Source organism: Mesorhizobium sp. M0904 (assembly GCF_040319475.1).
Classification (GTDB): domain Bacteria; phylum Pseudomonadota; class Alphaproteobacteria; order Rhizobiales; family Rhizobiaceae; genus Mesorhizobium.
Genome location: NZ_JAMYOC010000031.1, coordinates 24,263 through 38,929, shown reverse-complemented (window position 1 = coordinate 38,929; position 14,667 = coordinate 24,263). Strand labels below are relative to the sequence as shown.

Annotated in this window: 16 protein-coding genes; 10 read left to right on the top strand and 6 right to left on the bottom strand. The window is 62.6% G+C overall.

The genetic code is table 11. The features are described from left to right. Positions 1 to 323 precede the first annotated feature (323 nt). A complete protein-coding gene (locus NKH80_RS26850; RefSeq protein WP_352994677.1) occupies positions 324 to 920 on the top strand; it encodes an intradiol ring-cleavage dioxygenase in 597 nt (198 codons plus the stop codon). 202 nt (positions 921 to 1,122) lie between these two features. Beyond that, positions 1,123 to 1,605 carry a MarR family winged helix-turn-helix transcriptional regulator gene (locus tag NKH80_RS26845; protein ID WP_254816029.1) on the top strand — a complete coding sequence of 161 codons (483 nt, stop codon included), beginning with the start codon at positions 1,123 to 1,125 and terminating at the stop codon, positions 1,603 to 1,605. A gap of 1 nt (position 1,606) precedes the next feature. On the opposite strand, the gene NKH80_RS26840 is transcribed toward NKH80_RS26845, so the two are convergent. Continuing rightward, positions 1,607 to 2,479, bottom strand: a complete 873-nt coding sequence (locus NKH80_RS26840) for an AraC family transcriptional regulator (RefSeq protein ID WP_352994732.1) — start codon at positions 2,477 to 2,479, stop codon at positions 1,607 to 1,609. 51 nt (positions 2,480 to 2,530) lie between these two features. Between NKH80_RS26840 and NKH80_RS26835 the strand changes: the two genes are divergently transcribed. From NKH80_RS26835 to NKH80_RS26815, 5 genes are all read left to right on the top strand, one after another. Next, positions 2,531 to 2,938 carry a DUF2000 family protein gene (locus NKH80_RS26835; protein WP_352994674.1) on the top strand — a complete coding sequence of 136 codons (408 nt, stop codon included), beginning with the start codon at positions 2,531 to 2,533 and terminating at the stop codon, positions 2,936 to 2,938. 176 nt (positions 2,939 to 3,114) lie between these two features. Further along, positions 3,115 to 3,999, top strand: a complete 885-nt coding sequence (locus NKH80_RS26830) for a DMT family transporter (RefSeq protein ID WP_352994671.1) — start codon at positions 3,115 to 3,117, stop codon at positions 3,997 to 3,999. A gap of 68 nt (positions 4,000 to 4,067) precedes the next feature. Continuing rightward, complete coding sequence (locus NKH80_RS26825) at positions 4,068 to 5,090, top strand: LacI family DNA-binding transcriptional regulator (protein ID WP_254816382.1); 1,023 nt, start codon at positions 4,068 to 4,070, stop codon at positions 5,088 to 5,090. Then, positions 5,087 to 6,067, top strand: a complete 981-nt coding sequence (locus NKH80_RS26820) for a 2-hydroxyacid dehydrogenase (protein ID WP_352994668.1) — start codon at positions 5,087 to 5,089, stop codon at positions 6,065 to 6,067. The genes NKH80_RS26825 and NKH80_RS26820 overlap by 4 nt, the downstream gene beginning before the upstream one ends. Positions 6,068 to 6,219: 152 nt before the next feature. Continuing rightward, a complete protein-coding gene (locus tag NKH80_RS26815) occupies positions 6,220 to 6,615 on the top strand; it encodes a hypothetical protein (protein WP_352480082.1) in 396 nt (131 codons plus the stop codon). A gap of 6 nt (positions 6,616 to 6,621) precedes the next feature. Here NKH80_RS26815 and NKH80_RS26810 read toward each other — a convergent pair whose 3' ends face one another. Next, the gene (locus NKH80_RS26810; RefSeq protein WP_352480083.1) at positions 6,622 to 7,395 is read right to left on the bottom strand and encodes a gamma-glutamyl-gamma-aminobutyrate hydrolase family protein; all 774 of its coding nucleotides are present in this window, start codon (positions 7,393 to 7,395) and stop codon (positions 6,622 to 6,624) included. 284 nt (positions 7,396 to 7,679) lie between these two features. On the opposite strand from NKH80_RS26810, the gene NKH80_RS26805 reads away from it, so the two are divergent. Beyond that, positions 7,680 to 8,789 carry a TRAP transporter substrate-binding protein gene (locus NKH80_RS26805; protein ID WP_254816035.1) on the top strand — a complete coding sequence of 370 codons (1,110 nt, stop codon included), beginning with the start codon at positions 7,680 to 7,682 and terminating at the stop codon, positions 8,787 to 8,789. Positions 8,790 to 8,855: 66 nt separating this feature from the next. On the opposite strand, the gene NKH80_RS26800 is transcribed toward NKH80_RS26805, so the two are convergent. From NKH80_RS26800 to NKH80_RS26785, 4 genes are all read right to left on the bottom strand, one after another. After that, positions 8,856 to 9,878, bottom strand: a complete 1,023-nt coding sequence (locus tag NKH80_RS26800; RefSeq protein ID WP_352820151.1) for a zinc-dependent alcohol dehydrogenase family protein — start codon at positions 9,876 to 9,878, stop codon at positions 8,856 to 8,858. Between the two features lie 32 nt (positions 9,879 to 9,910). After that, a complete protein-coding gene (locus tag NKH80_RS26795; protein ID WP_352506052.1) occupies positions 9,911 to 11,689 on the bottom strand; it encodes a TRAP transporter large permease in 1,779 nt (592 codons plus the stop codon). Continuing rightward, positions 11,689 to 12,273, bottom strand: coding sequence for a TRAP transporter small permease subunit (locus NKH80_RS26790; RefSeq protein WP_352700890.1), 585 nt, complete (start codon positions 12,271 to 12,273; stop codon positions 11,689 to 11,691). Before NKH80_RS26790 ends, NKH80_RS26795 begins: the two co-directional genes overlap by 1 nt. A gap of 206 nt (positions 12,274 to 12,479) precedes the next feature. Next, positions 12,480 to 13,385, bottom strand: coding sequence for a branched-chain amino acid ABC transporter permease (locus NKH80_RS26785; RefSeq protein ID WP_352820150.1), 906 nt, complete (start codon positions 13,383 to 13,385; stop codon positions 12,480 to 12,482). Positions 13,386 to 13,523: 138 nt separating this feature from the next. Between NKH80_RS26785 and NKH80_RS26780 the strand changes: the two genes are divergently transcribed. Both NKH80_RS26780 and NKH80_RS26775 read left to right on the top strand, forming a co-directional pair. Then, complete coding sequence (locus NKH80_RS26780) at positions 13,524 to 14,132, top strand: CGNR zinc finger domain-containing protein (RefSeq protein ID WP_352505884.1); 609 nt, start codon at positions 13,524 to 13,526, stop codon at positions 14,130 to 14,132. Further along, positions 14,125 to 14,655, top strand: coding sequence for a hypothetical protein (locus NKH80_RS26775; RefSeq protein WP_352505883.1), 531 nt, complete (start codon positions 14,125 to 14,127; stop codon positions 14,653 to 14,655). The genes NKH80_RS26780 and NKH80_RS26775 overlap by 8 nt, the downstream gene beginning before the upstream one ends. Positions 14,656 to 14,667 lie beyond the last annotated feature (12 nt).

Genomic DNA, 14,667 nt, shown 5'->3' with positions numbered 1-14,667 from the left:
TGCCTCGAATAGGGATTGTCGGCTCCATATAGGATGTGTGCTCGGCTTTTGCACGAGCCAAACCGGTGGACCAAAGAGAGGCTGGTATTGCCGAACTTTCCTCACATTGCCGAACTTTCATTGGCGCGGGTTGGCGGTGGGCTTAGATAGGCAAAGGGTCATTCACGAGGGCTGTTCGCATTGAAGAGACGCCAGATGTCCGACAAGTCCTTGCCACTAAGCCGTCGGCAGGCGCTCCGTCTCGTTGCGGTTACCGCTGGCGGCATATTCCTGCCCGCCGGTGCAAGGGCGCCGGGAAGGTTTCGCCCTATGCCGGGCTTGCTTTGTTCGAAGCCGGTGCCGGCGTCTGCGCCATCACGCCTGAGGTCACCGAAGGGCCGTTCTATTTCGACCCGAAGCTCGAACGCGCCGATATCACCGAGGGCAAGAAGGGCATCGCCCTCAATGTGCGGCTGCAAATCGTCGACGCCGCCTGCCGGCCGCTTCCCGGCGCACGCGTCGACATCTGGCATTGCGACGCCCAGGGCGCCTATTCCGGTTATCCCGGACAGGGCGACGGGCAGGATATCGACACGTCCGGCCAGAGTTTTCTGCGGGGCTGGCAGAGAACCGATGAAAGCGGCATCGCTTCTTTCGCCACCATCTATCCCGGCTGGTATCGCGGCCGCACCACGCACATCCATTTCAAGATTTTCCCTGACGACCGCTCCGTAATGACCGGCCAGATGTTCTTCCCCGACAGCCTCAGCGAGCAGATATTCGCCACCGTCGCGCCCTATAAAGATCGCCCGGGCAAACGCGATACATCGAACGCGCGGGACGGCATTAAGCGGCAGGCCGGGCTGCTGTCACAGGCAGCGCTGCGGGAAATGGCGGACGCCTTTCAGGCCTTGATGGTGGTCGCGGTGAAGGCCGGTTGAGAACGCCTCGTCATGTCCCATCCAGCCCTTCCAGAAAGTCGTTTGTCATCTAACTGAAATAAACCTCTGGCATTAGCCACGGCGAACACCGCGATGCTTGCCGGCAAAGCTATTTTCCGAGCCGGAATGTTTTCGATGGTCATTGCCAACCGGCGGCCTGCTTCTATGCTGTCCGCTCCGGTTCGGCCGAGGAGGGATGAGCATGGCCAAGGCGGACAAGACTGCAACAATGAGCCGGCTGCATTCGGCGGCGCGGCTGGCGCGCACGGCGCTCGCCGCCCGGCTTCTGGCGCATGGTTTCTATGCCGGCCAGGACCAGATCATGCTGGCGCTCGACCGCGAGGATGGGCAGACGCCCGGCAACCTTGCCGGCCGCCTCGGCGTGCGTCCGCCGACCATCACCAAGACCATCAACCGGCTGCAGGCGCAGGGTTTTCTGGAAAAGCGCGCCTCCTCCGCCGATGCCCGCCAGGCGCATATTTTCCTCACCGACACTGGCCGCGAAATCATCCACGCCATCGAGAAATCGGTGAAGAAGACCGAAAAGCAGGCATTGAAGGGTCTCGACAAGAAGGATCAGAAAGCGCTGTTCAAGCTGCTTGCCCGCGTCGAGGCGAACCTGTCGAACGGCGAAATGGTGCTCCCGGACGACGAACTGGATATCGAGGACAAGATGCTTGAATAGCTCACGCGTTCGCCGCTGACGGCCGCCGCGTCAGTGCCGACCAACGTCCCGGTGTGACGCCGAACGCCTTCTTGAAATGCCGATTGAAATGGCTTTGATCACTGAAGCCGGCTGCGATGGCGATTTGCGCCAGCGGCTCGTCGGCTTCGATCATCCGACGGGCTCGCTGAAGCCGGCGCATCAACAGGAACCGGTGCGGGCTGGTCGAGAAGGTCGCGCGAAAATGCCGCGACAGGGCATAACGGTCCAACCCGGTTATCGCCTCCAATTCGTCTGAACGTACAATCCGCGCGACATTTTCCTCCAGATAGTCGCGCGCCAGGCTGGCGGCGCGCCACGCCGTTTTCGCTACCGGTTTCGCCGGCTGACCGGCGTGCCGGGCCAGGCTTTGCATAAGCTGCGTCATGAAATCGACGACAAACAGCTCGTCCAGTTGCTGATCCAGCGGCCCGAGCGCCGAAAGCAGCGTCGCGCGGAGATCGCGGTCTGTCACCACGGCATTCCTGACGAACGGCAGTGATCCGCCGCCGAGACAATCGAGCATCAGGGACGGCTCCAAATAGAGCATTCTGTATCGCAAGCCGTCTTCGGTGCCGGCACCGCCATCGTGCAGTTCGTCGGGATGAAGGATAATGATCTGGCCAGGCAGGCTCAGATGCATTTGGCCGCGATAGCGGAAGCGCTGCACGCCATAAAGCGTCACCCCGATCGCATAGGTGTCGTGGCGATGGAGATCGAAGGCGTTGCCGTGGAACCGGGCCTCGATGCGTTCCATGCCGGCAGCACGGGGTGCCGGTACGATGCAGTTTTCGGCTGCATCCACGCACAAACGTCCAAGACCCCGAAAGGCTTCCCCGTCTAGACCGTGCGGCATCGCTTCTCTCGCAGCCTCGGATTGGCCCCCTTTGGGATTGGAAACTGTCGCATGTTCGATACGAAATTTGCAATCGTGCTCAAGGATGATCTTCCCGTCTGGCAAAAGCTCAATGTCACCGCCTTTCTGACCAGCGGCATCGTCGCGCAATTTCCCGACATTATCGGCGATCCCTACCGTGATCGCGCCGGCAACATCTACAACCCGCTGTCGATCCAGCCGGTCATCGTGCTTTCGGCGGACGGCCAGACGCTCGGCGCGATCCAGCGGCGGGCGCTGGAGCGTGGTGTGACGGTATCGCTCTATGTCGGGGAAATGTTTTCGACTGGTTATGATCTGGCCAACCGTGCCGTCTTTGCCGAATTTGCGCCGGAGGATGCCAAGGTGGTCGGCATCGCGCTTCGCGCCGAAAAGAAACTCGTCGACAAGATCACCAAGGGCGCCCGCATGCACGCCTGACTCGCCGGCCACCAGCAACAAAACCTGAGCCTGTCGTTGTGCCAGCCTCTTTTGGCTTGCCCGCGGGCGACAATTCCCGCATGGGTGAAGGACTGCCTTGCTTCCCGTCCGGCCTGAAATTGAATGCTTCCCCAAGACATGACGAAAGCGCGACATCGCCGGCGGCGATCCTGTGCATGCTTTCCGTCTATGTGTTTTTCACCTTCCTCGACACCAGCAGCAAGTACCTTGTCCTGGCCGGCGTCTCGGCGCTGATCGTCGCGTGGACCCGCTTCGCGGTCCATGTGCTGATCGTCGGCGTTTTTCTGCGAGGATGGCGTGAGCCGCTGCGCTTTCGTCCCGCCAACCTGCCGGCGCACATCACGCGCGGTCTGCTCCTGTTCGGATCGACGATGTTCAACATTCTGGCGCTGCGGACGCTGCAACTGGCGGAAACCACCTCGATCTACTTCTTCGGCCCGATGGTGATCACCGCGCTTGCCGGTCCGTTGCTCGGCGAATGGGCCGGCTGGCGGCGCTGGCTGGCGATCATGAGCGGCTTTGTCGGCGTCCTCATCATCACCCGGCCGGGTGTCGGCGTTTTTGGCGTCGGCCATCTCTTTGCGCTCGGCTCGATGCTGTCGAACAGTTTCTACGTCATCATGACGCGCCGCATGTCGGCTACGGAAACCTCGGAAAGCCTCATCCTGTTTTCGGCGCTGGCGCCGGCCGTGCTGCTTTTGCCGACACTGCCGTTTTCGCCTTCGCTGCCGCAGGATGGCTGGCACTGGTTCATATTGCTGATGCTTGGCGTCTTCGGCGCCATCGGTCATTGGCTTCCTGTGCAGGCCTATCGCCTTGCCACCACCACGGCCCTGGCTCCCTATCCCTATTCGCAGATGATCTGGATGATCATCTCCGGCCTGATCGTCTTCAACCAGTTCCCCGATCGCTGGACGCTGGTCGGTGCCACAGTCATCGTCGCCAGCGGCCTCTACATCGTTCACCGTGAGCACCGGCTTCGTTTGCGCAACCGCGCGACGCTGGACGCGGAGGCGGAAGCGCTGGCAAAAAAACTTTGATTTGCTCGGAATCGATGGCATAAGAGCCGGCCTTTAAACAGTTTAAATTGCTTCGGGAGCGCAGGGCGCTGGCACAGAAGATCAAGCTTTCGACCATCGCGGATGCGCTCGGCGTGTCCACGGCCACGGTCTCGCTGGCCTTGCGCGACAGCCCGCTGGTCGCCGGCGGCACCCGCGACCGCATCAAGGAACATGCCCGCGCCATCGGCTATATCTACAACCGCCGCGCCGCCAGCCTGCGCACCTCGCGCTCGGGCATAGTCGGCGTTGTCGTCCACGACATCATGAACCCGTTCTTTGCCGAGATATTGCGTTCGATAGAGAGCGAGCTCGACCGCAGCCGGCAAACCTTCATCCTGTCGAACCACTACGACCAGCTCGAGAAACAACGCACTTTCATCGACACGCTTCTGCAGCTCGGCGCTGACGGGGTCATCATGTCGCCGGCCATCGGCACGCCTCCCGAAGACATATTCATGGCCGAGGAGAACGGTCTCCCGGCAGTGCTGATTGCACGCACCGTCGAAGGTGCCGACGTGCCGGTGTTTCGCGGCGACGATGCCTATGGCACCGGGCTTGCCACCAACCATCTGATCTCGCTTGGCCACAAGCGCATCGCAATGATCGGCGGTACCGATCAGACGTCGACCGGCCGCGACCGCTATCAGGGATATGTCAACGCCATGGAGGCGGCGGGGCTTGAGGTCAGGCCGTCCTGGCGCATCGCCGGCCCGCGCACCAAGCAGGCCGGCTTCGAGGCTGCCGGGCAGTTCCTGGCGCTAAAGGACAGGCCGACCGCGGCCTGCTGCTGGAATGACCTCGTCGCCATCGGCCTGATGAACGGCATTGCCCGCGCTGGTCTGGTGCCGGGCATCGACATTTCGGTCACGGGCTATGACGACCTCGAGGAGGCGGCGATCGCGACGCCGGCGCTAACCACGGTCTGGAACGGCCAGCGTGAGGTTGGCCGCCGCGCTGCCAGCGCGCTGCTCGACAAACTCAACGGACAGACGGTGCGGCCGTCGCAGGAACTGATCAAGCCGGAACTGCATGTGCGCCAGTCGACCGGCAAACCGGTGGAACGTGCATGACAAAAACCGACCAGCAAGCTGTTACCATTCTGGTGCCGGGCCAGTTCAACGACCATGCGGTCGGCCGCATCGACGGGGCGTTCAGCCGCGTCCGGATCGAACGCGCCGATCCGTCGCTGGTCACCGACGAGATGCGCCTTACCGTGCGCGGCATAGCCGCCTTTGGCGGCATAGGCGCCGCGTTGATGGACGCGCTGCCAAAGCTCGAGATTATCGCCAATTTCGGCGTCGGCTATGATTCGGTCGATGTCCACCACGCCGCACGGCGCGGCATCATGGTCACCAACACACCGGATGTGCTGACCGAAGAGGTCGCCGACACGGCGCTCGGCCTGTTGATCAATACCATCCGCGAACTGCCGCGCGCCGAAGCCTGGCTGCGCGACGGAAGTTGGCTGCGCAACGGCAACTATCCGCTGAGCCGGCTGACTTTGCGCGGTCGCCGTGTCGGCATCTTCGGCATGGGCCGCATCGGACTCGCCATTGCCCGCCGGCTCGATGCTTTCGGACTGCCCATCGCCTATCACAACCGGCGCCGCGTCGAAGGCCTGCCCTATGACTATCACCCGACGCTGAAAGGTCTCGCCGAGGCGGTCGACACGCTGATCTCGGTGGCGCCCGGCGGGGCCTCGACGGACAAGGCCGTCAATGCCGAAATCCTCTCGGCTCTGGGGCCGAACGGCGTCTTCGTCAATATCGGCAGGGGCAGCACGGTCGACGAACCAACTCTTGCCGCCGCACTTGCCAGCGGCAGCATCGCCGCTGCCGGGCTAGACGTTTTTGCCGACGAGCCGAACGTGCCTGCGGCGTTGCTTGCCGCGCCCAACACCTCGCTTTTGCCTCATGTCGGCTCGGCCTCGCAGCACACCCGCCGCGCCATGGCGGACCTGTGCGTCGACAATCTGGTCTCGTGGTTTTCGCAGCGCAAGGCGCTGACGCCGGTGCCGGAGACGGCAAACGTCAAGGCGAGGCCGTGACCGCCCTATTGTTAACTTCAGCTTAACCCTTCGGAATCATTCTGCCTCCTTGGCTAGTGTATGTCCCCTTGACAGCACATGGCAGCAAGATGAAGCGCGCCTCCTCCTGATGACATCGAACACGGCGCGCTTGAAATGCGCGGAGAAACAGGATGAAAACGCTTCCCGCATTGATGGCGATTGCTGCGCTGTTAGGCAGCGTCCAGCTGTTTTACGCCGGTAGCGGTCAAAGCCGCGCAGCCAGTGAGCCAGCACCTTCGTCCAGCACCTACAGGCTGGTAGCCCATGGTGACGAGGCGTCTTGTGCGGTCACCCGTGGCGCCGAGATTTCGCAAGGCCTGTCGCTGTTGACGGTCGCCGCGAATTGCCGCCGGGTGTTGCCCGGTGTCGAGCAGGCGAAGTTCTGGCGAGAGCAGGATGACGGCACGGTCACATTCAGCGCCAACGGCAACGATCCGATCGTCATGTTCTCGGTCGCCGATGGCGACGGTTACGAATCCTACGCGCCGGTGCTGCCGCTGCTGACCCTGGCGTCGGCCGGCAACTGACGAGCCCTATTCCGCCGCGGCGCGCGCACCCGATTTCGCCGCCTGATGCAGCCGCACGGCGTCACCGAAAGCGCGAAATATCTTTACCGAGATGCTGTCCGATTTGACCCAGTATTCGGGATGCCACTGGACGCCGACGGCGAAAGCGCGTGCATCGCGCACCGAGACCGCCTCGACAGTGCCGTCGGCGGCGACCGCTTCGACCTGCAGCTTTGGGCCAAGCCGGTCGACAGCCTGGCGATGCACCGAATTGACCATGATGTCGCCGGCGCCGAAGACCCCGGCCAGGCAGCTGCCGGGTTTTATCGACACGCTCTGGCGGATGGCGAAGCGTTCGTCCTGATTGTCGCTTGCAGGCGCACGATGATCGAGCGAACCGGCGCGTTCCTGGATTTCAGTGGCCAGCGTGCCACCCAGCGCCACATTCATCTCCTGGATGCCGCGGCAGATCGCGAGCAGCGGTACTCCGCGCTCCACCGCCCTGCGGATCAGCGGCAGCGTGGTGGCGTCGCGGGCGGGGTCGTAGGGACCATTGGCTTCACTGGCGTCACCGCCGTAGAGCGAGGGATGAACGTTGGACTTCGAACCGGTGACCATGACGCCGTCGACGGCGGAAAGCAGTTCATCGAAGTCGAGCCGGTCGCCGAAGGACGGTACCAGCAGCGGGAACACGCCTGCCCCTGAAAGCGCCGCTTCAAGATATTGCTGCGGCGCGGCATGCCAGGTGTAATTGTCGAACTGGCGGACGTCGGTCGATATGGCGACGAGCGGCTGGTGCATTTGGTCCGGATCCCATCGGGTGCAACGAATTATCTGCCTGCAAAATAGGCGATCCGAAGGCGCATTTCCATGGCAAGTTTCGGCGTGTCGCGTAGGCCAGTTAATCGACGTTAGACTATAGTTGCAAGATCTGGCCCAACGCCGTGAATTTCTCCGAAATGCGCCACTCAAACCGTGCTGCCGCGCTGGACTCGACTCCTTGCCTGTGTATTGTCGGCTCGAAGCCGATGCGGGCGCCGAAGCGTCCCGAACGTCGGTCAGTTGATCCAAACGGGAGGAACTTCATGGATCGTCGTTCGTTCATCCGCAAGGCCGGCACCACCGGTTTCGGCGCTGCGGCCGCTGCCGCGACACTTGCTGCGCCGGCCATCGCCCAGTCCAATCCGAAAGTAACCTGGCGGCTGGCGTCTTCCTTCCCGAAGTCGCTCGATACGATCTACGGCGGTGCCGAAGTGTTTTCCAAGATGCTTTCGGAGGCGACCGACGGCAACTTCCAGGTCCAGGTCTTCGCCTCCGGCGAACTCGTTCCCGGCCTGCAGGCCGCCGATGCCACCACAGCCGGCACGGTCGAGGCCTGCCATACTGTGGCATACTATTACTGGGGCAAGGACCCGACCTGGGCGCTGGGAGCGGCGGTTCCGTTTTCGCTCAACGCGCGCGGCATCAACGCCTGGCACTATCATGGCGGGGGCATCGATCTGTTCAACGAGTTCCTGGCGACGCAGGGTCTGTTCGGGCTGCCGGGCGGCAATACCGGCGTGCAGATGGGCGGCTGGTTTCGCAAGGAGATCAAAACGGTTGCCGACCTTTCCGGCCTCAAGATGCGCATCGGCGGTTTTGCCGGCAAAGTGGTGCAAAGGCTCGGCGTGGTTCCGCAGCAGATCGCCGGTGGCGACATTTATCCGGCGCTGGAAAAGGGCACGATCGATGCCGCCGAATGGGTTGGCCCTTATGATGACGAGAAGCTCGGCTTCTACAAGGTTGCGCCCTATTACTACTATCCCGGCTGGTGGGAAGGTGGACCGACCGTCCATCTGATGTTCAACAAGGCGAAATACGACGAACTTTCGCCGGCTTACAAGTCGCTGGTGCACACTGCCGCCCAAGCGGCCGATGCCAACATGCTGCAGAAATACGACTACCTCAACCCGGCGGCGGTGAAGCGGCTGGTTGCCGGCGGCGCCAAGTTGAGTCCGTTCAGCCAGGAGATCATGGCCGCCTGCTTCGAAAAGGCCAACGAGGTCTATGCCGAGATGGAAGCCTCGAACGCGCCGTTCAAGAAGATCTGGGACTCGATCAAGGCGTTCCGCAAGGAGCATTATCTCTGGGCGCAGGTGGCCGAGTACAACTACGACACCTTCATGATGGTCCAGCAGCGCAATAGCAGGCTCTGAACCTTGCTGCTCTGCGGCGCCGGCGTTCCTTCGGGACGCTGGCGCCGCAGCGCATTCCGTTTGCGATCAGCCGGGCACCACCAGAACCTTGACCTCGCCTGGCGCAGGCGGATTGGCGATCACTGCAGCTGACTCTTCAAGCGTGACCTGCCGCGATATCAGCCGGTCTACCTCGATAGCCCCCGAAGCGATAAGATCGGCGGCCCGGCGATGGGTAAAGGGATTGAGGAAGGAGCCCAGGACCTTCAACTCGCGGAACAGCAGGTCGAACGGTTCGAACGCCGCTTTCATGCCTTGCGGCATAACGCCGACGACGACAATTGTGCCGCCCGCTTTGGCCAGCCGCATCGCCTGCTCAACAGTGTCTTTCACGCCTGCGCATTCGAACACCACGTCGACGCCGCCCGGCATCAAACCCGACCGGCCGACGATCGCATCGGTGACATCGAAGGCGCTGGGATCGACCGTCGCCGTTGCGCCAAGTTGCTCGGCAAGAGCCCGCCGCGAGGCCTGACGCGTCGACAGGATGATGGCCGTCGCACCGGCGAGCTTTGCCAGCTGAACGGTGAGCAGGCCGATCACGCCGCCGCCGAGCACCGCGACTGACGAGCCTGGTTTGATCGCGGCAAGGTCCACGCCATGCAGGCAGCAACCGAGCGGCTCGCAGAAAGCACCATGCGTAGGCTTCAGATCGCCTGGCAAGGCGAAGGCCTGTTTCTGTGGCAAGGCAACATATTCGGCAAAGCCGCCGTCGCGATGGATGCCGATGGCACGCAGATTGCTGCAGAGATTGACTCGGCCCGCCTGACAATGCGCACAGCGCCCGCAGGCAATATTGGGATCGCCGGTGACGCGGTCGCCGACCGAAAAGCCGGATACCTCAGGTCCGATCGCCTCGACGATGCCGGAGAATTCATGCCCGAGCGTCACCGGCGGCGTGCACGGGAATTCACCGTGGAAAAGATGCCTGTCGGTGCCGCAGACGCCGCACGCCTCGATCCGCACCAGCAGCTCGTCTGGCCCGGCGGTCGGTTTCTCGACCTCGCACACGGCGAGGCCGCCCACTCGCTCCAACCGAACCGCCTTCATGGCTGCAGGGCCTTCCTCAGTTGAAACTCGCCTCAGTTGAAACTCGGGGGTTGCGACAGATCGATTGCCGGTGCCGCCGGCTTCGCGGGCGGCTTTTCGTCGAAGCTCGGCGGCTGCGACAAATCCGGTGTGGAAGGTGAGGCCGGGGCAGTGCCGCCGTTGGCCGGCGGCGTGCCAAGCGGCGACAAGCCGATGCCAGGCGTTTCCGGCACCTGGTAGTTGATGGTGCCTGGATCGACGACGGTGCCTTTGTAGTGCATCACCATCTGCGGGAAGGCGATGGTCAAGCCGATCATGATCACCTGGATACAGACGAAGGGCACTGCGCCCCAATAGATCTGCCCTGTGGTGACCGGCGCGATCTGCTTGCCGGTGAGCCGGTCGAGATAGGGCACGCGCGCGGCGACCGAGCGCAGATAAAACAGCGCGAAGCCGAAGGGCGGATGCATGAAAGAGGTCTGCATGTTGACGCCTAAAAGCACGCCGAACCAGATCAGGTCGATGCCGAGCTTGTCGGCCGCCGGTGCCAAAAGCGGAACGATGATGAAGGCAAGCTCGAAAAAGTCGAGGAAGAAGGCGAGCACGAAGACGAGGATGTTGACGCCAATCAGGAAACCGACTTCACCGCCCGGCAGCGAGGTCAACAGGTGCTCGACCCAGATGTGGCCATTGACCCCGTAAAAGGTCAGCGAGAACACCCGCGCGCCGATCAGGATGAACAGAACGAAGGACGACAGCCTGGTCGTCGAGGCCAGCGCCTGCTTGACCACGTCGAGCGACAGCCGCCCCTTCATCGCGGCCATTGCCAGCGCGCCGACGGCGCCCATGGCGCCGCCTTCCGTCGGCGTGGCGATGCCGAGGAAGATGGTGCCCAGCACCAGGAAGATCAGCGCCAGCGGCGGGATCAGGACGATGATCACCTGCTGCGCCAGCCTCGACATCAGGTTGATCTTCAGGCGCTGGTCGACGATCGCCACGACATAGATGAAGATGACGCCAATAGTGGCGCCGAGGATATCGGCGTCGCCGCCATGGTTCGGCGCAAGGTAGCGATACGCCGCATAGGAAACCACCACCGCCGCCAGCACCGCCGCCAGCAGCGACAGCACGCCGTGGCCGAGCGTGCGGGCCTCCAGCGGCAGGGCCGGCATCGACTTCGGCCGGAAGATCGACATGAGCAGGATGTAGAGCATGTAGATGCCGGTCAAAATGAGCCCGGGGATCAGCGCTCCCTTGTACATATCGCCGACCGAGCGGCCGAGCTGGTCGGCCAGGACGATCAGCACCAGCGACGGCGGGATGATCTGGGCGAGGGTCCCGGACGCGGCAATGACGCCGGATGCCAGCCGCCGGTCGTAGCCGTAGCGCAGCATGATCGGCAGCGAAATCAGACCCATGGCAATGACGGAGGCCGCCACCACGCCGGTCGTCGCGGCAAGCAGCGCGCCGACGAAAATCACGGCATAGGCAAGGCCACCACGGACCGGTCCGAACAGCTGGCCGATGGTGTCGAGCAGGTCTTCGGCCATGCCGGATCGTTCGAGCACGATGCCCATGAAGGTGAAGAACGGGATCGCCAGCAGCGTATCGTTCGACATCACCCGGCTGCCATAGAAATTATCCGGCAACGCGTGCAGCAACGGCCAGGCGAGATTGATAGAGCCGCCCGAATAGGGCGACAGCAGCACGCCGATGAAGAAGAACATCAGGCCGTTGGCGGCGAGCGAGAAGGCGACGGGGTAGCCGATCAGCAGGAAGACGACCAGCGAGGCAAACATGATCGGCGCCATGTTCTGGGCGATGAACTCGATCACGAGCGCACCTCTTCCACGAGCGCCTTGGCTTCTAGCTCGGCCTGCTCATGCACCGATATGAACGGAGTGGGATCGTCCATCTGACCGCGCATGATGGCGATCTTCTTGATGATCTCGGAAATGCCCTGCAGCGCGAGCAGAAAAAAGCCGGCCAGCAGAATCGCCTTCGCCGGCCAGATGATCAGCCCGCCGGAATTGTTCGACATCTCGCCGCTGCGATACGACAGCGACACATAGGGAACGAAATAGACGACCATCAACGTCACGAACGGCATCAGGAAGAAGACGTGACCGAAAAGGTCGATCCAGTGCTGCACACGGCGCGAGAACATGCCGTAGACGATATCGATGCGGATATGGTCGTTCTGCTTCAGAGTGTAGGCGGCGGCCAGCATGAAGGCGGCGCCGAACAGATACCATTGCAATTCCAGCCAGGCGTTCGAGGACATGTCGAACACCTTGCGGATCACGGCGTTGGCGGCGCTTACCAGGATCGCCAGCAGGATCAGCCACGAAACCCATTTGCCGATGAATTCGTTCAAACGGTCAATGGCTCTGGAAAGAGCGAGAAGCCCTGCCATGCATTCCTCCCTTGTGTCGGAGCGCGCCGGTTCCCTGTCCGTCGCGTCGCTGTGGACCAACGGTATGCAGTGCGTGGTTCGGCGGGTCAACATCGGACAGCCCGCATAAACACAGTTGTGAGGTGGCCGCCGGCAAAATGGCGCCGCGTCCTTTGCATGTCCAAGGGGACATGTGGTTCATTCATCCAACCAAAGTCGGATGCGGCTCAGGCGATCTTCTGTTGGTCGCGGCCGGAGCCGATCAGCACAAGCATGGCGACGAGGAACAGGTACATCCAGCCGTCCCGCCATTCGAGCGGGAAATAGCCGGCCCATAGCGATTCGGCCATGCCGAAAGCGGCGGCGCCCAGTGCCGCCCGCAAAGGCGAGAGATAGCCGCCCACTGCGGTCACGAACAGGATTTTCAACCCGTAGACCAACCCTGTGCCGAAGCTGATGTTGCCGTAGTAGAAGGCGGCGAGCACGCCAGCCATTGCCGCGCAAAGGCCGCCGAAAAGCACCGCACGCCGAAACACCGCGCGGACATCGACGCCGCACATCGCAGCGGCGTTTGGATCGTCGGATACGGCACGCCAGCTTCGGCCGAAGCTGGAATGTGTGAACCCCCACGCAGCCAGCGAAATAGCCGCCAGGACGGCGGCGCAATCGAGCAACTGAATCAGTGTCAACGTCGCCTTGAAGCTGGCATTCTGCGCGAAGACGATGGTCTGGGCCAGCATTGGCGGCAACCATAGGTCATGGGTATCGGCGGCGATGCGGCTGGCTTCCGACAAGACCAGCAATATGCCGAGCGTGGTCACCACGATGGCGTTGGGCGAGCGGGCGGCCAGCGGTTCGAAGATGCTTCGCGACAGGACATGGCTGAGCAGCGCCGCATAAAGGAATGCCGCCACTACGCCGAGCGCGACCGATGCAAACAGCGTCAACCACAGCGCCTGATAGCCGAACGCCGCGGTGAGGATCATCGTATGCCCGCAAAAGGCGAACAGCGCGCCATAGGCAAGATTGGTGCGGTGCAGGATGCCGTTGGTCAGCACGTAGCCGAAGGCAAGCAATGCGTAGAGCGCGCCCGAATGCAGCCCGTTCAGAACCTGCTGGAAGAAATAGAGCATGCAAGACCCTCGATGCATGCCCCACATCGGGGCGGGGCTTGGGACGAACGACATTCTCGATACGGCGATCGCCTCACTGACGAGCGTTGCACCCGGAATCTAACTTGTCAAACGCGATTTATCGGTTAGATTCGCGATATGACAGTATCCTGGACTCCGCACCGCTTCACCGGTGGCATGCTGGCGCTCGACACGGCGAATACCGTCGTTTTGCGGAACGATCCGGAGGAAACTTTCGACCGTTTCGACGATCCGGCCGAGATCGCCCGCTTTGCCGAAGCCGCGAGTGGCTTTCGCGCCGCCGAGCTCGGCGGCAGGCGGCTCGTAGCGCCGGCGCCTGAAAAGATCGCACCGGTGGTGCTGTCGATTCGCGAGACGACCGATCGGCTGTTTCGTGGCGCGGTATCGAACGGTGCGATCGACACCGCCGACATGCCTGAATTCCTGGAAGCCTGCGCCGATGGCCTCGCCGATGGCCGCACCGAAATCGGCACGCCCGGAAAACCGTTCGGCGATCCGGCAACGCCGATCGCCTTCGAGGCGGCGCTTGCGGTCTCGGCGCTGTCGCTGCTGCGCAGCGACACCATCGCCAGGCTGAGGATATGTCCGAACTGCAGCTGGCTGTTTGTCGACAAAAGCCGCAATTCCAGCCGCCTCTGGTGCGACATGGCGGTGTGCGGCAACCGCCAGAAGGCAAACCGATACTATCGCCGCCGGACCGCGGCCAGGGAGGTCACCAATGCCTAAGAAATATTCGCGCGCGATGATTGTCGTCGCGGCGTTGTTCGCGGCGGCCGCGCTCGGCGCCTGCCGGGATTCCGGCAAGGACCAGCTGTTCGCCATTTCCGGGAAGCTGTTCGAGTTCAACTACCGGCTGGGTATCGCCACCTACGTCATCACCCTCAATCCGCTGCGGCCGGTGGGTGAGGGGCAGGTCGCCGTGGTGTCCTTCCAGAACCCGGCCGGTGGTGATCCGATCATCGTCACCCAGAAAATATGGCCGAAGCTGCCGCATGTGACGCTCACCAGCCCGCCGCTCACCTGCGTTGTCAAGGACAAGCCCTATGCGGTGTCGATCCGCATCGAGGATTCCAGCGGCAAATTGCTGCAGAGTTTCGAGACCACTCTGACGTCCTCGCTCGACCAGTCGGTCCTGCCCGACCGGCCCCTGGTGGTCGGGCCAGTCTACGAGCTCAACAAGGACTTGGCCGGCCACGTCGACGGCAAGCTGCCCGGTGAACCGAAGCCCAGTTGCCCAAAGGCTGCATGATGCGTCACCAGC